Below are 22772 nucleotides of genomic sequence, written 5' to 3' on the forward strand. Positions count from 1 at the left end.
GCGCCGTCGTCCCTGCCTGCCTGAACGTCTGAACCACACAATCGTCCAGAACCAGCCCCGCCCGGGGCGGAACCATGGGAGTCCCCACAGTGAACATGCTCCGGATCCTCGTCGCCGCCGACACGTTCGCCCCTGACGTCAACGGAGCCGCGCGCTTCGCGGACCGGCTCTCCGCCGGTCTGGCGGCCCGCGGCCACGACGTGCACGTCGTCGCACCCTCGCCCACCGGGAGCGCGTACACCGAGGTGCATGACGACGGCGTCGTGGTGCACCGTCTGGTATCCCGCCGCCTGCCCGGGCTGGACGCCATGCGCGTGTGCCTGCCGTGGGAGGTGTCGCCCGAGGTGAAGCGGGTCTTCGCCGAGGTGCGGCCCGACGTCGTCCACACGAACGGACACATGCTGCTCGGCCGGGCCGTGGTGCAGGCCGCGCTGCGTGCCGAGGTTCCGGTGGTCGCGACGAACCACCTCATGCCGGAGAACATCGTGGGCTACCTGCCGTTGGCCGGTCCGCTCCAGGACGTGTTCGCCGAGTGGATGTACCGCGATCTCGGTCGCGTGTACTCCCAGGCGGACGTCGTGACCGCGCCGACCCCGCGCGCCGTCGACCTGATCGCCCGCCGCTCCGGGCTGGCCGCTGCGTTCCCCGTGTCCAACGGCATCGACGCCGCCGCCTTCGAACAGGTGCGGACCGCGGTCGCCGCGCGCCGGAGCACACCCGGTGGCCCGGACACGCTGTACGAGCCGACGGTGCTGTTCGTCGGTCGGCTGGACCAGGAGAAGCGGGTCGACGAGCTCATCCGCGCTTTCGCCCGGATCGCCCCGGACGTGCCCGGCCGGCTCGAGGTGGTGGGCGACGGTGCGTGCCGGGCCACCTGGGAGGCGCTCGCCGACCGGCTCGGTGTGGCACAGCGCGTACGATTCCGCGGTCGGGTGTCCGACGACGAGCTGCTGGGTGCCTACGGGACGGCCGACCTGTTCTGCATGCCCGGCGTGTCCGAGCTGCAGAGCATCGTGACCATGGAGGCGATGGCGGCGGGACTTCCCGTGGTCGCCGCCGATGCGATGGCCCTGCCGCACCTGGTGCGGCCCGGCACCAACGGTGAGCTGTTCACACCGGGCGACATCGACGGGCTCGCCGTCCACCTGCGCACGCTGCTGACCGACGTCGCCCTGCGTGAGCGATACGGCAGCGCGGGCCGCGAGCTGATCGAGGCGCACACCATGGGGGCGACCCTCGGCATCTTCGAGGCGCTCTACGAGAAGGTGATGAACGGGGCGCCGGTGGCGGCATGACCACGGACCTCCCCGCTCCGGGAGATCCCACCCCAGGAGAGAAGCCAGTCATGGACCCGTCCGGTCCGGCGCGGTCCCCCGCCCGGCGCGTCGCAGTGATCTGCGACTACGCGCTGGACTACCTCGGCGGCGCACAGACCGCCCTGATCGAACAGGTGGCGGCGCTGGTCGCCCACGGCGCCGACGTGGTGGTGGTCGCGCCGTCCTCCCCGGAAGCCGCGGCACGAGCAGGGCTGAGCGAGGGCGTGACCTATGTCCAGGTGCCGGCGCGGTGGGTGCTGCCCGGCCTGGCCCTGCCTGTGGTCGCCAACTCGGCTGGACTGCGCCGCCTGCTGGCGGCCGTCTTCACCGAGCACCAGGTCGACGTGGTCCAGCTCCACTCCGAGTTCGGGGTGGCGGCGGGAGCGATCAGTGTCGCGAAAGGCCTGGGGCTCCCGGTGGTACACACCGTGCACACCTTCTTCTGGCAGACGTCGCTGCGGCCCCAGCGCCTCGTCGCCGCGCTCGTCCGAGCCTTCCACCGCGGCATCACCGGCTGGCGCCCGACACGGGCCGGCCTGGCGGACCGGGCGGCGGACGGCGCGCTCCGCAACATGACCCTCGGCGTGGCCCAGCGAGCCGATCAGGTGGTCTCACCCTCCGCTCATCAGGCCGAACGGCTCCGCGCTGCCGGGCTCGAGCGGGTTGCGGTGGTGCCCAACACGGTCAGGGCGTCCGGGCATGCGGCGCGGCCGCTGGAGGGTGTCGACATCCCGCTGCGGATCATCTGGATCGGCCGGTGCGAGCCGGAGAAGCGGATCCTGCCCTTCGTCCGGGCGCTCACCGCCGCGCAACGCCGGCTCGGACCGGGCCGGCTGCGCGGCGTGGTCGTCGGCGACGGGAGCCAGCTGGCGGAGGCGCGGCAGGCGGCGGGAGACGCCGAGATCGATTTTCTCGGCAGGCAGGATCACGACCGGGTTCCGGAGCTCCTCGCGCGGGCACATCTGGTGGCGCTGACGTCGTACGGCTTCGACAACCAGCCCATGACGATCGTCGAAGCAGTCGCCGCCGGACGCGGCGTCCTGTACTGCGATCCGGCGCTCAGCGAGGGACTGGCCGGACCCGGCATCGAGGTCCCCGTGTCCGAGGCGGGGATCAGCGCCGCACTGGTGGACCTCGTCGAACGGCCGGACCGGGTGCTGGCCGCTTCGCGGGCGACCGAGCAGGCCCGCGCCGAGTTCGCTCCGGAAGCTCACGCCCGCCGGATGTCTGACCTGTACGACGACGCGATCCGCCGGCTCCGGGGAGATCGGACCAGGGCCGCAGCGTAGGGCCGAGACACGTCGGCGAAGACACTTCTGGTAGGGTGAATTTTGACCGTTATCGTTCTGTGATCTAAGGTCTGCGGCGATGACCCGCCACGAAAGCCCGTCCGCCACCTTGCCCGAGGCGTCCTCTGCCACCACGGTAGGCAAGGACCGGAGATCCTCCGGTCGACTCGTGGGGATGGACGGCCTGCGCTTTGGCGCGGCGGCGGTGGTGCTGCTCTACCACTTCACGGCGACCTCGACGGTGACCGGCTACTGGGGTGTCGACCCCGTGGACGCGTTCCCGCTGCTCAACGAGGTCACGCGGTACGGGTGGCTCGCGGTCGAGCTGTTCTTCATGATCTCGGGGTTCGTGATCCTGCTCAGCGCCGACGGCCGGGGCGTCGCGGGCTTCGTCGCCTCCCGCGTGGGCCGGCTCTTCCCGGCGTACTGGGCCTGCATCGTGCTGACGGCGGGCCTGCAGCAGGTGTGGTCGGGCGGGCGCCGGACGAGCCTGACGGAGACCCTGGTCAACCTCACGATGGTGCAGGACCTGTTCCAGGTCACCGGCGTCCAGGTCGTGTTCTGGACCCTGCTGGTGGAGCTGAAGTTCTACCTGCTCGTGTTCGTGGTGCTGGCGCTCGGCCCGCTCACGCGCAACCGCGTGCTGGCGTTCGCCACGCTCTGGCCGCTCGCAGGCTGGGCCGCCCAGGCGTTCGGTGCCCAGTGGCTCACCGACTGGCTGGTGCCGAACTACGCACCGTACTTCGCCGTCGGCATGCTGCTGTTCCTCGTCTACCGCGACGGTTTCGACCTGGTCAGCGGCGTGCTGCTCATCGGAGGGATCACCCTGTGCGTGATGCGGGTCCTCGACGCCGCAGGCCGGGCGTCGGACCTCCAGGGCGTACCGGTGAGCCCCGTCATCGCCGTGATGCTCATGCTGGCGAGCATCGCAGCGGTCTGGGCGACCACCCTGCCCGGCCGGACCGTCCCGCCCCGGCGGGTGGCGGCCGTGCTCGGCACGGTCGGTGCCCTGACCTATCCCGTCTACCTGGTGCACACCCAGTTCGGCTATGCGGTGATCGACCTCCTGGCCCACGAGACCACCCGCACCGTCGCGCTGTTCGCGGCGGGTGGGATCAGCCTGCTCCTGGCCGTGGTGATCCACTACGGCGTCGAGCGCCCGACGTCGGCCCGGCTGCGCCGGGCGGTGCAGACCGGGTTGTTGCGCTGCTCGGCCGCCCTGCGCTCCCGTGGCCTGCTGCGGACCACGGACAACCTCCGGACCTGAGATCGGTCGATCGATGGACCGAGCTCATGGGGTCGGACCGATCTCGTGTCCGTGCGGGAGCAACCAGGCGTCAGCGCGGCGGGTCCGCCACCGCGAACGGCAGGCGGTGCAGCAGCTCGGCCTGTTCCTCGGCCCGCTTGCGCTCCCGCTGACCAGCGGCGAGCTCGCGGTCGCGGCGCTCGGCGAGGACTGCGTGCAGGAACGCCTCTGGATGAGTGCCGGGCGGCGGCCCGGGCGCCACGTAGCGCTCGATCCGGCCGGCGAGGTCGTCGGCGAGCCGGGCCCTGGACCCGGGTGCGAGGCGGGCGGCGCGGCCAAGGAGCTGGCGGGCGGCCAGCGCCAGCCCGTCCGGCAGCCGGCGCATGTCGGCTGTGTGGGCCCACGCGGCCAGGGCCTGCGGCATCACGATCGGTGCCGACAGCGGCGTGCCGCCCCGCACCCGCACCGCGTACGTGCCCGCGGCGAGGTCGCCGAGGCGCTTGCCCTTCGCGTTCGCCATCGACGCGATGGCCGCGACGCCGCCGATCGTCAGCCACAGCTCGAACACCCCGACCAGGGCGCGCACCAGTGCGTGACGGAACCTGACGGGCCCGCCGTCGTCGCGCACCACCCGGATGCCGCAGGCGAGCTTGCCGACGGACCGGCCGCGGGACAGCGTCTCGACGGTGACGGGCAGCCCCACGACGACGAACGCGCTCACCACCGAGAAGGTGATCAGCGCGAGGTCCTCGCTCATCGTGGCGGTCTCGAGAAACCACACCCCGGCCGAGGCCAGGACGATCGTGACGACGACGACCAGGATCAGGAAGTCGAGCATCGCTCCCATCGCGCGTGTGATGAATGACGCCGGGCGCGCGTCCAGGACCACGCCCTCGCCGATGACTATGCCGTCCTGCACGATTCCTCCGGTCGGGTGGGGGTCTCGGGGTCACGCCGCCATTCCTGTGCGGCAGACTACCGTCGTGGACATCGACGCCTTCACCGCCGTGCACGCAGCCGACTGGGACCGGCTCAAGGAGCTCTCGTCCCGGCGCCGTCTGGACGGCGCTGAGTCCGACGAGCTGGTGCGCCTGTACCAGTCGGTCGCCACGCACCTGTCTACCGTCCGGTCGGCCGCGCCGGACCCTGCACTGGTCACGCGGCTCTCCGACGTCCTGAACCGGGCCCGTACGCGCATCGCCGGCACGCACGAGCCCGCCTGGCGCGAGGTCGTGCGGTTCGCCGTGCTGTCGCTGCCCGCCGCGTTCTACCGGATCCGGTGGTGGTCGCACGCGGTGACGGCGGCCTGCCTGCTCGTGGCGATCGTCGCGGGCATCTATATCGCCACCGACGTCGACGCGATGAACGCGATGATGACGCCCGCGGCACAGGAGGAGTACGTGAACGACGCGTTCGCCTCCTACTACGAGCCGGGCCCAGGGTTCGCCGGCGTCGTGTTCACCAACAACGCGAGGATCGCGGCGCTGGCCGTGGCCGGCGGCATCACCGGTTACTTCACCCTGATGGTGCTCTGGCAGAACGCCGTGGGGATCGGCGCCACCGGCGGCATGATGGCCTCCCATGGTGAGCTCGACCTGTTCCTCACCCTCATCGCACCGCACGGCCTGCTCGAGCTGACCTGCATCTTCGTCGCGGGCGCCGCCGGGCTGCGGCTCTTCTGGACCCTGATCGACCCCGGGCACCGCAAGCGCTCCGTCGCCATGGCAGCCGAGGGGCGCGCCCTGATCACGACGGTCATCGGGCTCGCGGTGGCGCTCGGCGTCTCCGGTGTCGTGGAGGGCTTCGTCACCGGGTCCGACCTGTACTGGTGGCTCAAGATCGTGATCGGCATGATCGTGCTGGCCGCCTTCTGGGCCTACGTCTATGTGCTGGGCCGCAGGGCCGTCCGCGCCGGGGCAACGGGTGACCTCGCCGAGCACGAAGCCGGCGCCACAGTGGTCACGGCTGGGTGACAGTTGCGCGGAGCGACCGACGCGGGCGTGAATAACGCCGCCCGGCGTCAGTAGCGCGTACTAGGGTTGCCGCGCAGGCACGACCCCAAGACGACACCCGGGAGCACGCCCCCATGACGACGCCCGAGAGCGCACCCGACCAGCCGGCGCAGCCGACGCCCCCGCAGTCCGGAGGGTCCCAGCCCGCCGGCTGGGGCGAGCCGCCGCGGTACGGGCAGTACGCGCCCGGGTACGACGCGGCAGCGCCACCCGCGCAGGACCAGCCGCAGTACGGCACGCCGCAGACCGGCATCCCGCAGTACGGCACCCCGCAGGGTGAGCAGGCCGCGCAGTACGGTCAGAGCCAGTACGGGCAGTACTCCCCGTCCTCCCCGCAGGTGCCCGGCTATCGACCGCTGGCGGACAAACCCGGCATCGTCCCCCTGCGCCCGCTCAGCCTGGGCGAGCTGTACGACGGCGCGTTCGGAGCCGTCCGGCACAACCCGGGCGTGACGCTGGGCCTGACGGCGATCATCGTGGTCTTCGCCGTCGCCGTCGGCACGCTGATCAGCATCCCCCTCACCACGCTGTTCACCGATCTGTTCGCCGGTTTCTTCGCCGAGGTCGGGTCCGACCCCGCTCTCGAGGGCCTGGGCTTCACCCAGGACATGCTCGGCGTGACGTACGGGTCGGCGTTGGGCATCGGCCTGCTGGTCTCGCTCGCGATGCCGCTCGCGATGGGCGTCATGGCCATCGCCGTCAGCGACTCGGTGATCGGGCGCAAGATCCCGCTGTCCGAGGCCTGGCGGCGCGTGGTGAAGCGTGCGTGGTTCCTCATCGGCTTCTCGCTCTTGAGCGGCCTCGCCGCGTATCTGATCTTCTTCCTGGCCATCGGGATCGTCATCGCGGCGTTCGCGGTGGATCCGACGTTGGGCGGGATCAGCGTGCTCGTCGTGCTCGCCGGTCTGGTGGTGAGCTTCGCGTGGCTGCTCACCCGGGTGGCGCTCATCCCACCGGCGCTCGCGGTCGAGGGGGGCGGCTTCTGGGCCACCTGTGCGCGCGCCTGGAAGCTGACCCGCGGCACGTTCTGGCGGGTGCTGGGGATCTACCTGTTGACGGTGATCATCATGTGGATCATCTCCAACATCGTCCTCGTCCCGTTGCAGTTCGCCATGAGCTTTCTCCTGGTGACGGCGAACGACGTGGGGATAGCGATCAGCTACGGGCTCAGCTCTGTCATCTCCGGCGGGCTGAGCGCGTTGTTCGTCGGCGGCGTCATCGCGCTGCTCTACATCGACACCCGGATGCGTCGCGAGGGACTGGACGTGCAGCTGCAGACCGCGGCCGCGACCGCGGCGGAACAGTGAGATGAGGGCCGACCTACCCGTCGTCCCGGACCGGGACACCGCACGTGAGTGGCTCACCAGCGAGCTGCAGGGCGCCGAGTACGCGGAGCGCGAGTCCCTGCTGGCCCGCCTGATCGGCTGGGTGCTGGACTGGCTGAACAGCATCGACTGGCCCGACACGTCGATGTCGGGGCCTCAGCTGGGGGTGGTCGTCGTGGTGGTCGCCGTGGTGGCCCTCGTGCTCGCCTGGCTGGTGGCCGGACCGGTGCGCCTCGGGCGCAACCGCACGGGCTCCGCCGAGGTGCTCGACACCGATGACGCCCGCACCGCCTCACAGATGCGCGCGGCGGCCGACGCCGCCGCCGCGTCGGGCGACTGGCGGACGGCGGCCGTCGAGCGCTTCCGTGCGGTCGTCCGCTCTCTGGAGGAACGCGTGATCATCGACCCCCGACCCGGCCGCACGGCCCAGGAGGCCGCCGCCGACGCCGCCGTACGCCTGCCGGCTCAAGCCGACGGCCTGCGCGGGGGCGCCGACCTGTTCGACGGCGTCGAGTACGGCGACCGGGTGGCCACGCCGGGGGACGACGCGGACCTGCGCGCGCTCGACGCCGAGGTCACCAGGGCCCGGCCCGTGGCGCAGCCCGGTAGCGCGCAGGTGGAGGAGCAGCCGGGGGTGTCCGCATGACGGTCACGCCCCTCCCGCCGCCGCCCGCCCCCACGCCACCTGCGGCATCGTCCGGCGGGCGAACGGGCCCGGTCGACGAGCCGCCCGTCGTGATCGGCGACGACAGCACCGGCCGGTCACGCGCCGCGAGCACCTGGCGCCGGCTGCGCTGGCCGCTGACGGTGCTCGCCGCCATCGCCCTGCTCGTCCTGTTCCTCGCGGTGGTCCGCCCGCCGACGTCGGCTGCCCCGTACGCCCCGGACAACCCGGAGGAGAACGGGGGGATGGCCGTTGCCGAGGTCCTGAAGGACCAGGGCGTGCGGATCACTCACGTGACCACGGTGGCCGGCGCGGTGGCGGCCGCTGGGCCGGAGAGCACCCTTCTCGTCACGCCCAGCCCTAAATTTTTCGCCGACGACCAGATCTCGGCGCTGAACCGGACGGGCGCCGACCTCGTCGTGCTCGGTGCGGACTACGCCATGGTCGCGGCCGTGAGCCGGAACACCATCGACTCCACGTACGGCGAGGTGGACGGTCCCGTGCCGCCGCAGTGCGACGACCCGGCCGCGCAGGCCGCAGGCGAGGTGACGCTGCGGCCAGGGCTCTACGACGTGAACGCCGGGGCGGGCGGCGACGCCGTTCGCCCGGTGCTGTGCTGGCCCGACGGTCTGGGCGCCTACGCCTACGCGCGGCTGGACTTCCCGAACCGGTCGGTGACCGTGGTCGACGACCCGGCGGTGATCCGCAACGGCACGGTCCTGGACGAGGGCAACGCCGCGCTCGCGCTCTGGATGCTCGGGCAGCAGGAGGACCTGGTCTGGCTGGTGCCGGACCCGATGGACGTCAGCACCGGTGACGACGAGCCGACGCCCGCTGAGCGCGGCCAGGTCAACGCGATGATGCCGCCCGGCTCCGCACCCGTCGCGCTGGTGGCCGTGCTCACCGCCGTGCTGCTCGCGCTGTGGCGCGTGCGCCGCATGGGCCCGCTCGTCGTCGAGAACCTGCCGGTGCTCGTGCGGTCGGCCGAGGCCACGCGCGGGCGTGCCCGCCTGTACCGGGCGGCCCGCGCACGCGGGCACGCCGCGGCAGGCCTGCGCGCGTCGACGGCCGACCGGATAGCCTCGCGCCTCGGCCTGGCCCGTTCGTCCGACGCCACCTCGGTGGTCGACTCCGTCGTCGCCGCAACCAACCGCCCGTCGCAGCAGGTGGCAGACCTGCTCTACGGCCCACCCCCCGCTGACGACGCCGCGCTCGCCGAGCTCGCGCGCCGACTCGACATCCTGGAGAGCGAGGTCCACCGACCGTGACCGAACCAGCCTTCCCCCAACAGCCCGCAGCTGCGCCCGCTGAGCCCACGCCGGCTCAGCAGCCGAGCAACGAGCAGCCCCCCGCGCCCGAGCCGCCCGCACCGTCGCAGGAGCTGCGCGCCGCACTGGCGGCGGTCCGTACGGAGGTGGGCAAGGCCGTCGTCGGGCAGGACGCGGCGGTGACCAGCCTGCTCATCGCCCTGCTGTGCCAGGGACACGTACTCCTCGAGGGAGTGCCGGGTGTCGCGAAGACGCTCCTGGTGCGCACCCTGGCGGCAGCCCTGAAGCTGGACACCAAGCGCGTCCAGTTCACTCCCGACCTCATGCCGGGCGACGTGACGGGTTCGCTCGTCTACGACGCGCGCACCGCCGAGTTCTCGTTCCGCAAGGGCCCCGTGTTCACCAACCTGGTGCTGGCGGACGAGATCAACCGCACGCCCCCCAAGACCCAGGCGTCCCTCCTGGAGGCGATGGAGGAGCGTCAGGTGTCGGTGGACGGCACGCCCCGGCTGCTGCCCGACCCGTTCATGGTGATCGCCACGCAGAACCCCGTCGAGTACGAGGGCACCTACTCGCTGCCCGAGGCCCAGCTCGACCGGTTCCTGCTCAAGCTCGTGCTGCCGCTGCCCGAGCGGGACCAGGAGGTGGAGGTCCTCGCCCGGCACGCCGCCGGGTTCGACCCGCGCAACCTGGCCGCCGCCGGCGTCGCCCCCGTGGCCGACGCCGACATCCTGGAGCGCGCCCGCGCCGAGGTAGCCCGTGTCCAGGTGTCGCGCGAGGTGCTCGGGTATGCCGTGGACGTGTGCCGCGCGACCCGCTTCTCGCCGTCGCTCTCGCTCGGTGTCTCGCCGCGTGGCGCGACCGCGCTGCTGCGCACCGCGCGGGCGTGGGCGTGGCTGTCCGGGCGTTCCTTCGTGACGCCCGACGACATCAAGGCGCTCGCCCACCCGACGCTGCGGCACCGCGTGCAGCTGCGCGCGGAGGCCGAGCTCGAGGGTGTCACCGCCGAGGGCGTGCTGGACACGGTGCTGGCCTCCGTGCCCGTGCCGCGCTGAGGGGGAGCGCGCATGGTCGTGACGTGGCGGGCCGCCGCCCTGATGGGGCTCGGCGTGGTTCCCGTGCTGCTCCTGCCCGCGAACGGGACGGTGCTGGTGTGGACGGCCGTGGTGGTCCTGGTATGTGTCGTCGACGTCGTGCTGGCCGCCTCACCGCGGCGGGTGGCGGTGCAGCGGCGGGTACCCGGTTCGGTGCGGCTGCGCGCCGAGGCGACGAGCGAGCTGGTGCTCCGTAACGCCTCCGGACGGCGGCTGCGTGCCGTGGTCCGGGACGCGTGGGGGCCGTCGGCCGGTGCGGGGCAGGGCCGGGGCAGGTCGGAGCGTGTGCGCCCGGCGTCGGGTGGGTCCGGGCGGCACCACGTGAACCTGCCCGACGGCGAGGCCGCACGCCTGCCGACCACGCTCGTGCCGACGCGGCGGGGCGACCGGACGGCGGGCGGTGTGACCATCCGCAGCCTCGGGCCGCTCGGCCTGGCAGGCCGCCAGGTCACGCTGCCGGTGCCTGGCCGGCTGCGTGTGCTGCCGGAGTTCGCGAGCCGCAAGCACCTGCCCTCGCGCCTGGCGCGGCTGCGGGAGATGGACGGCCGTGCGGCGGTGCAGATCCGCGGCGAGGGCACCGAGTTCGACTCGCTGCGGGAGTACGTGGTGGGCGACGACGTCCGCTCGATCGACTGGCGCGCCACCGCCCGCCGGCGAGAGGTCGTGGTGCGCACCTGGCGGCCGGAGCGGGACCGGCGCGTGATGATCGTGCTGGACACGGGACGCACGTCCGCCGCCCGGGTGGGTGCGGCGGACTCCACGGGCGCACCCCGGCTGGACGCCAGCATCGAGGCGGCGCTGCTGCTCGCGGCGCTGGCCGGCCACGCGGGCGACCGGGTGGAGCTCGTGGCGTTCGACCGCACGGTCCGTTCCCGCGTGGTGGGCGCGGCCGGGCCGCGGCTCATGCCCGCGATGGCGGAATCCCTCGCGACCATCGACCCGGTGCTCCTGGAGACGGACTGGCCGGGTGTGGTGACGCAGGTACGGACCCGCATGACGCAGCGCGCGCTCGTGGTGCTGCTCACGAGCCTCGACCCCGCTGCGGTGGAGAACGGCCTGCTCCCCGTGGTGGACCAGCTCTCCCGGAACCACACCGTGGTCGTCGCGTCCGTCGCGGACGAGGAGGTGGCCGGGCTGCGGGCCGGACGCGAGACGGTCACCGAGGTCTACGACGCGGCGGCTGCCGCGCGGGGTGACCTGGAGCGCACGGCCGTCACGACGATGCTGCGCCGCTACGGGGCCGACGTCGTCGAGGCGCTGCCGGACGACCTGGCGCCCCGCCTGGCGGACGAGTACCTGGCGCTCAAGGCGGCAGGCCGGCTCTGACGCCGACCCCGACGCGCCGAGCCCCTACGCCGGCCCTGGACGCACCCGAGCCCCGTCCGGCACGGATCCCCACCGGAGATGCACCGGCGGGGATCCGTGCCGAACGGGGCTCGGCCGTACGTGTCAGAACGCGTTGTTGGCCTTGATGGCCAGGCTCCGCACCGCGACGTCGAAGTGCGGCGAACCGATGAACTTGTTGTTCGAGGGTCCGAACGACGTGACACCGATGGTGTACCCCAGCCGGGTGTCGCCGTTGTACTTCCAGAGCCACGGCCCGCCGGAGGATCCCTTGCCGAAGTTGCAGCCGACGATCTTGGACGTGTGCGGGATGGCCCTGGTCTTGGCTGCCTTACCGGTGCAGGCCCGCATCACCTCACCGTTGCTGAGGTTCGACGGGTAGCCGAAGACCGACGCGGTGAAGCTGTAGGACTTGTCGACCACGAGGCCGTTGCCGCCCACCACCCTGACGAGCCGCTTGTTGTTCGCGTTCGTGTAGGTGGAGATCAGCCCGACGTCCCGGCCCCAGCCGCGCGTGGTGCCGCCGTAGTTGATCCAGGCCTTGAAGGTGTGCAGGGTGCGGGCCTGGAACTTGCCGTACGGTGCCGGCCGGCTCGCGTTCCCGTTGTACCTCGGCACGAAGACCACGTTCTTCATCCAGTTGCCGCCCCGTCCCTCGTGCACGCAGTGCCCCGCGGTGATGACCACGCGCTTCGAGCGGGTGTTGAGAGCCGACGCCGAGCAGTACCGGTTGCCGTTGACCCCGCCGATGAAGAGCTTGCCGGTGGAGATCGGGAACCTCTTGACGCCGAGCGGCTGCACGCCCCCCGACTTACCTGCCGGCGTGGCGCCGGCGGCTGCCGCCGGCCGGGTGACTATCTCGGCGTCCGGCGCGCTCTCGGCCACCGTGGCATCGCCCATGGTGGCCGCAGAAGCCAGGTCCAGGGCGGCGTCGCGCGCCGTCCTGGACACCAGTGCGCGGTCGCCCGGCTCGTCCAGCGACGTAGCGCTGGCCATCCGCTCCGGCGTCCAGTAGTCGAGGACCGCGGGGTCGCCACCCTGGTCCTCGACCCGCTGCACCTCCTGCTGCGAGTACGTGCGGGCCGTCGAGCCGTTCCCCTTCAGGACCGGCGCGACGGTCGACGCGATGCCGCTGTCGGGCACGTCGGCGACGTCGGCCGGCGCGCCAGAAGTCGTGCCCCACGCCATCGGAACGCTGACCACGGTCGCCGTCAGGGTCATAGCGGTGGCCATGGCGGCCAGCCGCAGCTTTCGAGTTCCGCCCATAGAAATCTCCTCTGTTTGTCCTTCATGCCCGCTTAGACTGATATCTCCAGCTTTCAGTAGGGTAGGGAAGAAACAGCAGAAGGCCTACCTAAATGCGGTAGCAGCTCGGGAAAGACCTCGTCTCGCACCGGGCGGCAGAGCTGTCCGGACGGGTCAGACCCCGAGGTGGCGCAGCACCGCCAGGACGCGGCGGTGGTCGGCGGCGTCCTGCGGCAGGTCCAGCTTGGTGAAGATCGCCGCCACGTTCTTCTCGACGGCCCCGTACGACAGGTGCAGCAGCTCGGCGATCGCCCCGTTGGACCGGCCCTGGGCCATGAGGCCCAGCACCTCGCGCTCCCGGGCCGACAGGCGCTCCAGGTCGTCGTCCTGCCGGGCGGAACCCATGAGCTGCGAGACGACCTCGGGGTCCAGCACCGTCGCGCCACCGGCCACCCGGCCGAGTGCGTCGACGAAGTCACCGACGTCGGCCACCCGGTCCTTGAGGAGGTACCCGACGCCGCGCGCGTCGCCGGACAGCAGCAGGCTCGCGTACCGGGTCTCGACGTACTGCGAGAACAGCAGCACGGGCAGGCGCGGGTGCCGGGTCCGCAGGCCCAGGACCGCGCGCAGGCCCTCGTCGGTGAAGCTGGGCGGCATCCGGATGTCGGCGACGACCACGTCGGGCAGCGACTCCTCGCGGGCGAGGCGCGCGACCTCCCGCTCCAGAGCCACGCCGTCCCCGACCGTGGTGACGGTGTGGTCGCGCCGGGTCAGGAGAGCGGCGAGGCCGTCGCGCAGGATCGCCGAGTCCTCGGCAAGGAGCACCCGCAGGTTCGACGGCGCGCCGTTCGGCCCGGTCATCCGCGGCTCGACGGGCTGGTGGCTGGCAGGTTCACGGTCACTACCGTAGGCCCACCGACCGCGGGTGAACTCGCAGCAAACGGGCCGAGCACGGCAGGCAAGGCCAAGTTTACTGGACCAGCCTGGCACACTGGAGGACATGAAGGTACGAGTTCTCGTCGTCGACGACGACACAGCACTGGCGGAGATGATCGGCATCGTCCTCAAGGGCGAGGGGATCAACGCCGTGTTCTGTGCCGACGGCGACTCCGCGCTGGGGATGTTCCGCACCCACCAGCCGGACCTTGTGCTGCTCGATCTCATGCTCCCCGGCAAGGACGGTGTGCAGGTCTGCCGCGAGATCCGCGCCGAGTCGGGTGTGCCGATCATCATGCTGACGGCCAAGTCCGACACGCTCGACGTCGTGGTGGGCCTGGAGTCCGGCGCCGACGACTACGTCTCCAAGCCGTTCAAGCCCAAGGAGCTCGTGGCCCGGATCAAGGCCCGCATGCGCCGCAGCGAGGACCCGGGCCCGGAGCGCCTCGTCGTCGGCGACGTCGAGATCGACGTCACCGGCCACACCGTCATGCGGGACGGCGAGCGCATCGCGCTCACCCCGCTGGAGTTCGACCTGCTCGTGGCGCTGGCCCGCAAGCCGTGGCAGGTGTTCACGCGGGAGGTGCTGCTGGAACGCGTCTGGGGCTACCGGCACAGCGCCGACACGCGCCTGGTCAACGTCCACGTCCAGCGCCTGCGCTCCAAGATCGAACGTGACCCGGAGAACCCGGAGATCGTCCTCACGGTGCGCGGCGTCGGTTACAAGGCGGGCGCGACACGCTGATGCCGCACGGCCTGGTCACGCGGCTGCGCCGGGTGGTACCCCGGGCCCGGGTGGTCGCTGTCCGGTCCGCCCGCCGCGGGGTGGCGCAGTGGCGCTCCTCCCTGCAGCTGCGTGTCGTCACCACGGCGCTCGCCATCGGGTTCGCGGCGATCGCGGTGCTGGGGCTGTACCTGTCGACGTCGGTACGGGACGGCATCTACGAGCAGCGGCTCGCGGCGATCGACGGGGAGGCTGCCGCGTTGACGGCGCAGGTGGCGCAGAACTTCTCGGAGACCCCCACGACGTCGGACGGCGAGCTGCAGCAGCTGCTGCTCGACACGATCGCGACGCTCGGTGCGACGAGCGGGTCAACGGCTGAGGAGTACTTCCTGCTGCAGGAGGAGGGCGGCACCGCCCAGGTCGCCGACGTGGCCTCGAGGGCCGACCTGACGGACCTGCTCATCACCAGCGAGCTGCGGGACGCGAACATCGCCTCGGACGACGACCAGGTGCTGCAGGCGGTGGGCATCCCGGCGACCGCCGACCCGGGCATGGTCGGCCCGGGTGTCATCGTGGGCTCCACGGTCCAGGCATCGCCCGACGCCAGGTACGAGATCTACTACCTCTACTCGCTGGAGCCGGAGCAGGAGACGCTGTCGTTCGTGCACCGCGTGCTGCTCGCCGGCGGTTTCGGCATGCTGGCGCTGCTCGGCGTCGTCACCTGGACCATGGCCAGGCAGACGGTGACGCCCGTGACCCGGGCGGCCACGGTGGCGGAGCGCCTCGCGGAGGGGCACCTGTCCGAGCGGATGCCGGGCGCCCGCGGCACGGACGAGATGGCGAGCCTCGCGCGCTCGTTCAACGAGATGGCCGAGAGCCTGCAGGACCAGATCCTGCGGATGGAGGAGCTGTCCGCCATGCAGCGCCGGTTCGTGTCCGACGTGTCGCACGAGCTGCGCACGCCGCTCACCACCATCCGCATGGCGAGCGAGATCATCCATGAGTCGCGGCAGCAGATGGACGAGGACGCGGCCCGCTCCGCCGAGCTGCTCCTCGGCCAGATCGACCGGTTCGAGTCGCTCCTGTCCGACCTGCTGGAGATCAGCCGGTTCGACGCCGGCGCCGCCGTCCTCGACGCCGAGCGTCGCGACCTGCGTGACCTCGTCATGTCGGTGGTCGAGCAGGCCGCGCCGCTCGCGAACAGCAAGGACGTCCGAGTCTCGGTGCGGCTGCCCGACGCGGACGCCGCGGCCGACTTCGACCCCCGCCGTATCGAGCGCATCCTGCGCAACCTCGTGGTCAACGCGATCGAGCACGCCGAGGAGCGGCCGGTCGAGGTGACCGTCGCCGAGGACGACCGCGCCGTCGCCGTCGTGGTGCGCGACTACGGCGTCGGCATGACCAAGCAGGAGGTCGAGCACGTCTTCGACCGCTTCTGGCGAGCCGACCCGGCGCGCGCCCGCACCACCGGCGGCTCCGGCCTGGGCCTGGCGATCGCCCTCGAGGACGCGCGCCTGCACTCCGGCCGCCTCGACGCGTGGGGCCGACCAGGACAGGGCGCGAGCTTCCGGCTCACGCTGCCCCGCAGCGCCGGCGTACAGGTGGGCGAACCACCGGTGACCATGGCGCCGGCGTCGCACGAGCCGGGGCTCCGTACCGGCCAGATCCCCGTGGTCAACCCGTCAGCAGGGCCGACGCCGACGGCGATCCCCGACCTGTCCGATCCCGAGGGCGCCGTGGGACTGCACGCCGCCAACGACGTGGAGGTGCACTGATGCGCAGGGGAACGAACCTCGTGGCCGCAGCCGTCACTCTTGCCTGTGTCGTCGGGCTCGGCGCCTGCGCCCAGATCCCGACGTCCGGTCCCGTACGAGTGGGTACCGCCGACGTGGAGACGCAGGTCGACATCGCGATGCTTCCGCAGGGTCCGACAGTGGGCGCCGACCCGTACGCGATCGTGCTGGGATTCCTGGGTGCGGCCGTCGCCGCCACGACGTCACCCAAGGAGTTCCAGACCGCACGGGAGTTCTTGACCAGCGACGTCGTGGACACATGGGACCCCGAGGCGTCGGTGCGTGTCGTCCGCGAGCCACCGGTGCCGGAACCGATGGAGAGCAGCGCCGAGCTCGGGGACGCCGACACGGTGGAGGTCGCTGTACAGGCGACCGCCATCGCCACCCTCGACAGCGCCGGCGCGTACACGGAGGTGGGGGACCCGCGAGAGCTGGACTACCGGTTCACCGTCACCAGGTCCGGCGGAGAATGGCGCATCTCCGCGCTCGACAACGGCGTGCTCGTACCCGCCAACCTGTTCGCCAACCAGTACCGTGCGACCCGCCTGTTCTTCCCGGCCGCGGACGACATGGAGAGCCTCGTGCCCGACCTGCGCTGGTTCCCGCGGCAGTCCTGGCGGCGGGTGGCTGTCGAGGAGCTGCTCGCAGGGCCGCCCGAGTGGCTGCAGGGCGCCACCCAGTCCCTGGTGCCGGACGGTACCCAGCTCGCATCGCCGTCGATCAGCGAGTCGGACGACGGCGAACCCGTCGCCGTCCGGCTCAGCGAGCAGATCAGCAAGGCGCCCTCCGCCCAGCGCTCGGTGATCGCGGAGCAGATCTCCGCGACCCTCTCCGAGGGAGCCGGACGCCCCGTGTCCGTTGACCTCTTCAGCGACACCAACCGCCTCGCCGTCGAGGATGCCGATGTCGACCTGCCGGCGACCACCGCCCAGGCGATGGCGCTGAAGAACGGCCAGCTGTATCTCATCGACGACGGCCGGGTCGTCGAGCACGAGCTGCCGGTGGACCTGTCGGGGATCGATCCGACGGCGCTCGCGGTCAGTCCGGTGGCCACGCCGATCGTGGTGCGGGACGGCACGGATCAGATCGTGAGCATCTCGCCCGACGGCGAGAACGGGCCGGTGCCGATCCTGCAGGGTCCGGACCTGGCGGCGCCGTCGATCGACAACCTCGGTGCCACCTGGACCAGCGGCGGCGTCGGTGAGCTGAAGGTGTACACCGCCGCGCTCGAAGAGGTCACCGTGGAGCCTGACTGGCTGAAGGGGCGCAAGGTGATCAGCGTGTCCGTGGCGCCGGAGGGCTCGCGGGCAGCGATCGTCAGCGAGACACCGACGGGCACGCAGGTGCACGTGGCGGGCATCGTGCGGGACAACGAGGGAGCGCCGGTCGACCTCGCGGCGACTCCGCTGGCGGTGGGCGCACCGGTCGACGACGTCGTCGAAGCACGCTGGTCCGGGCTCACCACGCTCGCGCTCCTGACGCGGGACAACGAGGGAAAGTCCGGCATCTGGACCGCCGGTGTCGGCGGGCTGGCCGGTACCGGCGGCCAGTCGGCGAAGCTGCCGGGGCTCACGGACGTGGCGCAGATGACGGCGGGCGTCACCGACGAGGGCATCCTGGTGGTCAGCAAGGACGGCGACCTGGAGCACGAGGAGACCGGCGTCTGGCAGCCGCTGGCCGAGGACGTCGACCTCGTGGCGTACCCCGGCTGACCCGGAGGTTCCGGGTGAGCCGGGGCGCGGCCTTTCAGGTCACGTCAGGTCGGTGACCGGCTCGGCACCGCAGGTGTTGTCGAGCTGGACCACTCCGAACGACCAGCCCTTGCGCTTGTACAGCACCGACGGACGCGACGTCTCCTTGTCGATGAACAGGTAGAAGTCGTGGCCCACCATCTCCATCTCGTAGACGGCGTCGTCGAGGGTCATCGGGTCCGCGTGGTGCAGCTTCTGCCGGATCACCACGGGCGAGTCGCCGATCGTGGTCTCCACGGAGTCGCCCGGTTCGGACAGTGCCGCCGGGGTCGAGATCTGCCGTTCGGGCGCGTTGCCCGATGCCTCGCTGTCGGAGTCCAGGATCTCGTCCAGAGGGCGGACGTCCACGGGCGGGAGCACCTTGTTGTTCCGGTGGTCCTTGCGCCGGTCCCGGGCGCGGCGCAGGCGTTCGTTCAGCTTGTCGATGGCGAGGTCCAGGGCGCCGAAGCGGTCGTCCGCTGCGGCCTCCGCGCGGATCACCGGACCCTTCGCGCGCAGCGTGAGCTCTACTCGTTCACGATTCTCGGAGAGTCGCGGGTTGTTCTCGTGCGTGACTTCCACATCCACCCGACGTACGTAGGGGGACAGCAGCTCGACCTTGGCGAGCTTCTCCTCCACGTGCTGGCGGAAGCGGTCCGCCACGTCCGTGTGCCTGCCGACAACGACAATTTCCATGTGCGTATCTCCGCTCCGGGAACTCTGGGCCACGCCGTCCCTTGCCGGCGGCGTGCGCCCGTCCTACTCGTTATGGCACCCCCTGCTACCGGTGCCGGGCACGAACCACCTCCCGTCGCGTACGCCCCGACCACGTCGTCGAGGCTCGGATCCTGCGTGGAACATTCAGGCTAACTCCGTCGCCTGGGTAACGACAGCCCCAACGGATAGTGAACAAGGCGACAGAAATCTGTCAGGCTTTCAGGTTCTGACCAGGTTCCCGCCGATATCCGACGACGGGCGCCGAGCCGGACCGGCACCGTCCGCCGGGGGCGGTGTCGCTGCCAGCACCATTGCGCCCAGCACTTCGTGGCCGTCGTGCTCGAGGGCGCGCTCGACGGCGGCCAGGGTGGCCCCGGTGGTAAGGACGTCGTCCACAAGAATGCAGGCGGATCTTTGTCCGAGCGACCGAACCCCGCGTCTCGTCATGCGGACGGCGCCCGCGAGATTGCGTCCGCGGGCACGGGCGCCGAGGCCGACCTGGTCCCGCCCGGCGCCGCGACGAGCGAGGGCGGGCACCACCCGGGCGCGGATCCCGGCGTCGTGCAGGCCGGTGGCCACCGCCCGGGCCAGGACGGCCACGGGGTCGCGGCTCCGGGCCCGGCGGGCCGCGCCGGTCGACGGCACGGGCACGACGGCGGCCGGCGCACCGCCGAGCGCGGGGGAGAGCGCCGGACCGAGCCGGGCCGCTGCGCCGCGCAGCGCCGGCACGAGCAGCCGGTCCAGGTCGGCGCGCCCGCGGTCCTTCCAGTGAACGACGACGTCCCGTACCGGCCCGGTGTACGGCGTCAGCGCCCATACCGGTACGGGCGGGACGCCGTCGAGCCGGTCCAGGCGGGGCGCGCCGCGCTCGGCCCGGACGGGTGACCCGGCCAGGAGGGCCGCGCACCGCGCGCACCACCGCACGTCGAGCTCGCCGCACGGACAGGCGACGGGCAGCAGCAGGCGGGCGAGCAGGCGGACGGGATGCACCCGACCACCTTGGCCGACGGCGCCGCGTCGCGCCGCTTGTCCACAGGACCCACCGGAGGGGAGTGTCAGTGGGTCGCGGCACGATGTTCTCGTGCAACCGATCACCCTGTCCCTGGACCAGGCACGCCGGATCGCTGTCGCGGCGCAGGGCCTGAACCGCCCACGCACCGACGGGCCGCGCACCATGCGGCACGTGCAGGGCGTGATCGACCGGCTGGGCCTGCTCCAGATCGACTCGGTCAACGTCCTCGCCCGGGCACACCTGCTGCCCCTGTTCTCACGCCTCGGCCCGTACGACACCGACCTGCTGGACCGGGCCACGGCGTCGGGCAGGTTCGCCCGGCGAGCGGGCAAGGCGGCCGCCGCCGACCGCCGGCTCGTGGAGAGCTGGGCGCACGTGGCCGCCTACGTGCCGCCGCACGTATGGCCGCTGCTGGCGTTCCGGCGGCGGTGGTTCGCGCAGGAGTACGACTGGCGTGAGCTGGACGGCGTGCGGCTGCCGGACGCCCCGCAGGTCGCCGAGGTGCGCGACCTGATCGTGGCAGAGGGGCCGCTGTCGGCCTCGCAGATCCACGACCGGTTCGTCTCCGAGGGGCGCTCGGTGCGCCGCAAGCGGGGCACCTGGTGGGACTGGAGCACCGAGAAGCGTGTCGTGGAGCACCTGTTCTTCACGGGCGAGGTGGTCTCGGCAGGGCGGAACGCGCAGTTCGAGCGGTTGTACGACCTGCCGGAGCGCGTGCTGCCGCCGTCGGCCCTCGGGGAGGTGCCGGAGGCCGAGGCCAAGCGCGCTCTGCTGGAGCTGGGCGCCCGGGCCCACGGCATCGGCGTGGCACGCTGCATCAAGGACTACTACCGGCTCAGGGGGCCCGTGGCGGACCAGGCTCTGGCCGGCCTCGTCGAGGACGGGGTGCTGCTGCCCGTCCGCGTGGCCGGTGGTTCCGAGCAGTGGCTCCTGCACCGCGACGCCGTCCGCCCGCGGCGGGCCACGGGGCAGGCGCTGCTCGCGCCGTTCGACCCGCTCGTGTGGGAGCGCAAGCGGCTGGAACGCCTCTTCGGGATGCGGTACCGGATCGGCATCTACACGCCGGCCGCCCAGCGCGTCGACGGGTACTACGTGCTGCCGTTCCTCGAGGACGCACAGCTCACGGCCCGGGTGGATCTCAAGGCGGACCGCGCGGCGGGGATCCTGCGGGTGCGGTCCGCCCACTCCGAGCCGACGCTGACCGAGGACACACCGGCGCGCCTGGCGGCCGAGCTCGGCGCGATGGCGCGGTGGCTCGGGCTCGAGCGGGTGGCGGTCGAGGCCAGAGGCACGCTTTCACCCGCGCTGCGTGCCGTGACGGGCAGTCGCTGAAACATGCGCCGATTAAACTCGGTGCATGGTCACCGCTGCGATCTTCCTGGCCGTCACGGTCGCGGCCGGACTAGGGGCGGTGCTGCTCCGGCTGCCGCCCCTGGTGGGATTTCTGGTGGCCGGGTTCGCCCTGCACGCGGCAGGGGTCGCTGAGCCGAACTACCTGGAGACGGTCGCCGACCTGGGCGTGACGCTGCTGCTGTTCGGCATCGGTCTCAAGCTCGACGTCAAGACGCTGCTCCGCAAGGACGTGTGGCTCACCACCGTGGCCCACCTCCTGGTCAGCGTCGCGATCGCCATCGGTTTTCTCGGCCTGCTGGGCGTGATCGGGTTCTCGATGCTTGCGGGCGAGGGTCTGGGCGTCCTCGCGCTCCTCGGGCTCGCCCTGTCGTTCTCCTCGACGGTGTTCGTGGTCAAGGTGCTCGACGGCCGCTCCGACCAGTCCGCGCTCTACGGCCGGATCGCCATCGGCGTCCTGGTCATGCAGGACCTGATCGCCGTCGTCTTCCTGTCCGTGTCCTCCGACCATCCGCCGAGCCCGTGGGCGTTCGGCCTCGTGCTGCTGATCCCTGGCGCCTGGGTGCTGCGCAGGGTGTGGTCGAAGGTGGGCCACGGTGAGCTGCAGGCGCTGTTCGGCGTGGCGGTCGCGCTCGGCCCCGGTTACGCGCTGTTCGACGCCGTCGGTCTCAAAGGGGATCTCGGCGCGCTCGTCCTCGGCATGCTCCTGGCGGGGCACCCGGCCGCCACGGAGCTGTCGCGCAACCTGTTCACCCTCAAGGAGCTGCTGCTCGTCGGTTTCTTCGTGTCCATCGGCTTCTCGGGCCAGCTGACCTGGCAGGCAGCGGGGATCGGGCTGCTGATGCTGCTCATGCTGCCGTTCCAGGCCGTCGCGACGGCGGTCCTGCTGCGTCTGACGCGGCTGCGCAAGCGCACGGCGATCCTCACGGGTCTGGTGCTGACCAACTATTCGGAGTTCGGTCTGATCGTGGTCGCCGTCGGCGCGCAGGCGGGCATGCTGCACGACGAGTGGCTCGTGGTGCTCGCGGTCGCCGTCGCCGGCAGCTTTGTGCTGTCCTCGGCGGTCAACACCCGCGGTAACGAGTTCGCGATCCGGCTCGCCAAGCGCTTCCCGTCCAGGCCCAACGAGTGGCTGCACCCGGAAGAGCAGCTCATCGACGTGTCCGGTGCTGAGGTGCTCGTGCTCGGTATGGGCAGGGTGGGCCGTGGCGCCGTCCGCCAGCTGTGCGACGACTACGGCATGGCCGCCATGGGCGTCGAGCACGACCCGGCGCGCGTCATCACCCTGCGGAACGAGGGCTTCACCGTGGTGCAGGCCGATGCCACGGACATCGAGTTCTGGGGCCGGGTGCGCAGCGCCGGAGCCGTCAGGCTGGCGATCCTCGCCATGCCCTTCCACGCGGCGAACCTCATCGCGCTGTCCCAGCTGCGCGCGAGCGGTTTCGACGGCACGGTCGCCGCCGTCGCGCGGTACGACGACGACGTGGCCGAGCTCGAGCGGCACGGTGCGGACGCCGTGTTCCACCTGTACGGCACGGCGGGGCTGGCGCTGGCCGACGAGGCGGCCGAGGCGGCGCTCGGCTACGCCGCCGCCGAGCGGATGCGCGACGCTCAGGCGCGGCGGAACGCACACCGGGACCAGGGGCCCGACCTGTCGCCGGAGTCGGCGGCCGAGCCGGTCGTCGGCGGAGGCCCGCTCTGACCTCG

General features: G+C 71.9%; 19 protein-coding genes. 14 read left to right on the forward strand and 5 right to left on the reverse strand.

Going from position 1 to position 22772, the window contains the following annotated elements:
• Window positions 1-74: 74 nt before the first annotated feature.
• From APR04_RS18030 to APR04_RS18040, 3 genes are all read left to right on the forward strand, one after another.
• The gene (locus tag APR04_RS18030) at window positions 75-1295 is read left to right on the forward strand and encodes a glycosyltransferase (RefSeq protein ID WP_253872605.1); all 1221 of its coding nucleotides are present in this window, start codon (window positions 75-77) and stop codon (window positions 1293-1295) included.
• Window positions 1292-2605 carry a glycosyltransferase family 4 protein gene (locus APR04_RS18035; RefSeq protein WP_253872608.1) on the forward strand — a complete coding sequence of 438 codons (1314 nt, stop codon included), beginning with the start codon at window positions 1292-1294 and terminating at the stop codon, window positions 2603-2605. The genes APR04_RS18030 and APR04_RS18035 overlap by 4 nt, the downstream gene beginning before the upstream one ends.
• Before the next feature lie 79 nt (window positions 2606-2684).
• The gene (locus APR04_RS18040; RefSeq protein WP_253872611.1) at window positions 2685-3872 is read left to right on the forward strand and encodes an acyltransferase family protein; all 1188 of its coding nucleotides are present in this window, start codon (window positions 2685-2687) and stop codon (window positions 3870-3872) included.
• Between the two features lie 70 nt (window positions 3873-3942).
• Here the strand turns inward: APR04_RS18040 and APR04_RS18045 are convergent, their stop codons facing one another.
• Window positions 3943-4770 (reverse strand): RDD family protein, encoded by an 828-nt coding sequence (locus tag APR04_RS18045; protein ID WP_253872613.1) that lies wholly within the window; start codon window positions 4768-4770, stop codon window positions 3943-3945.
• Between the two features lie 64 nt (window positions 4771-4834).
• On the opposite strand from APR04_RS18045, the gene APR04_RS18050 reads away from it, so the two are divergent.
• The 6 genes from APR04_RS18050 (at window position 4835) to APR04_RS18075 (ending at window position 11540) form a co-directional block, all read left to right on the forward strand.
• Window positions 4835-5824 carry a stage II sporulation protein M gene (locus APR04_RS18050; RefSeq protein WP_253872616.1) on the forward strand — a complete coding sequence of 330 codons (990 nt, stop codon included), beginning with the start codon at window positions 4835-4837 and terminating at the stop codon, window positions 5822-5824.
• A 113-nt stretch (window positions 5825-5937) separates the two neighbouring features.
• Entirely contained in the window at window positions 5938-7170 is a 1233-nt protein-coding gene (locus APR04_RS18055; protein WP_253872618.1) for a DUF7544 domain-containing protein, read from the forward strand.
• Window position 7171: 1 nt separating this feature from the next.
• Window positions 7172-7834 (forward strand): DUF4129 domain-containing protein, encoded by a 663-nt coding sequence (locus tag APR04_RS18060; RefSeq protein ID WP_253872621.1) that lies wholly within the window; start codon window positions 7172-7174, stop codon window positions 7832-7834.
• Window positions 7831-9120 carry a DUF4350 domain-containing protein gene (locus tag APR04_RS18065; protein ID WP_253872624.1) on the forward strand — a complete coding sequence of 430 codons (1290 nt, stop codon included), beginning with the start codon at window positions 7831-7833 and terminating at the stop codon, window positions 9118-9120. Before APR04_RS18060 ends, APR04_RS18065 begins: the two co-directional genes overlap by 4 nt.
• Window positions 9117-10175: an AAA family ATPase gene (locus tag APR04_RS18070; protein ID WP_372496129.1), complete on the forward strand. Its 1059-nt coding sequence runs from the start codon at window positions 9117-9119 to the stop codon at window positions 10173-10175. Before APR04_RS18065 ends, APR04_RS18070 begins: the two co-directional genes overlap by 4 nt.
• A gap of 12 nt (window positions 10176-10187) precedes the next feature.
• The gene (locus APR04_RS18075) at window positions 10188-11540 is read left to right on the forward strand and encodes a DUF58 domain-containing protein (protein WP_253872628.1); all 1353 of its coding nucleotides are present in this window, start codon (window positions 10188-10190) and stop codon (window positions 11538-11540) included.
• Between the two features lie 123 nt (window positions 11541-11663).
• Here APR04_RS18075 and APR04_RS18080 read toward each other — a convergent pair whose 3' ends face one another.
• A complete protein-coding gene (locus APR04_RS18080) occupies window positions 11664-12824 on the reverse strand; it encodes a trypsin-like serine peptidase (RefSeq protein ID WP_253872630.1) in 1161 nt (386 codons plus the stop codon).
• Between the two features lie 153 nt (window positions 12825-12977).
• Complete coding sequence (locus tag APR04_RS18085; protein WP_253872632.1) at window positions 12978-13664, reverse strand: response regulator; 687 nt, start codon at window positions 13662-13664, stop codon at window positions 12978-12980.
• Between the two features lie 139 nt (window positions 13665-13803).
• On the opposite strand from APR04_RS18085, the gene mtrA reads away from it, so the two are divergent.
• The 3 genes from mtrA to APR04_RS18100 are packed head-to-tail and all read left to right on the forward strand — an operon-like array spanning window position 13804 to window position 17968.
• Window positions 13804-14484: an MtrAB system response regulator MtrA gene (gene mtrA, locus APR04_RS18090; RefSeq protein ID WP_253872634.1), complete on the forward strand. Its 681-nt coding sequence runs from the start codon at window positions 13804-13806 to the stop codon at window positions 14482-14484.
• On the forward strand, window positions 14484-16238 hold the full coding sequence (gene mtrB / locus APR04_RS18095) for an MtrAB system histidine kinase MtrB (RefSeq protein ID WP_253872637.1): 1755 nt from the start codon (window positions 14484-14486) through the stop codon (window positions 16236-16238). The genes mtrA and mtrB overlap by 1 nt, the downstream gene beginning before the upstream one ends.
• Window positions 16238-17968 carry an LpqB family beta-propeller domain-containing protein gene (locus tag APR04_RS18100; RefSeq protein WP_253872640.1) on the forward strand — a complete coding sequence of 577 codons (1731 nt, stop codon included), beginning with the start codon at window positions 16238-16240 and terminating at the stop codon, window positions 17966-17968. The genes mtrB and APR04_RS18100 overlap by 1 nt, the downstream gene beginning before the upstream one ends.
• 39 nt (window positions 17969-18007) lie before the next feature.
• Here APR04_RS18100 and hpf read toward each other — a convergent pair whose 3' ends face one another.
• A complete protein-coding gene (gene hpf, locus APR04_RS18105) occupies window positions 18008-18682 on the reverse strand; it encodes a ribosome hibernation-promoting factor, HPF/YfiA family (protein WP_253872643.1) in 675 nt (224 codons plus the stop codon).
• A gap of 240 nt (window positions 18683-18922) precedes the next feature.
• On the reverse strand, window positions 18923-19693 hold the full coding sequence (locus tag APR04_RS18110) for a ComF family protein (protein WP_253872645.1): 771 nt from the start codon (window positions 19691-19693) through the stop codon (window positions 18923-18925).
• 91 nt (window positions 19694-19784) lie between these two features.
• Here APR04_RS18110 and APR04_RS18115 point away from each other — a divergent pair, with 91 nt between their 5' ends.
• Together APR04_RS18115 and APR04_RS18120 are read left to right on the forward strand one after the other, a co-directional pair.
• On the forward strand, window positions 19785-21047 hold the full coding sequence (locus tag APR04_RS18115; protein ID WP_253872647.1) for a winged helix-turn-helix domain-containing protein: 1263 nt from the start codon (window positions 19785-19787) through the stop codon (window positions 21045-21047).
• Window positions 21048-21072: 25 nt separating this feature from the next.
• A complete protein-coding gene (locus APR04_RS18120; protein ID WP_253872650.1) occupies window positions 21073-22767 on the forward strand; it encodes a cation:proton antiporter domain-containing protein in 1695 nt (564 codons plus the stop codon).
• The last annotated feature ends 5 nt before the right edge of the window (window positions 22768-22772 follow it).

Origin of the sequence: Promicromonospora umidemergens (assembly GCF_024171995.1) — a bacterium.
GTDB lineage: Bacteria > Actinomycetota > Actinomycetes > Actinomycetales > Cellulomonadaceae > Promicromonospora > Promicromonospora umidemergens.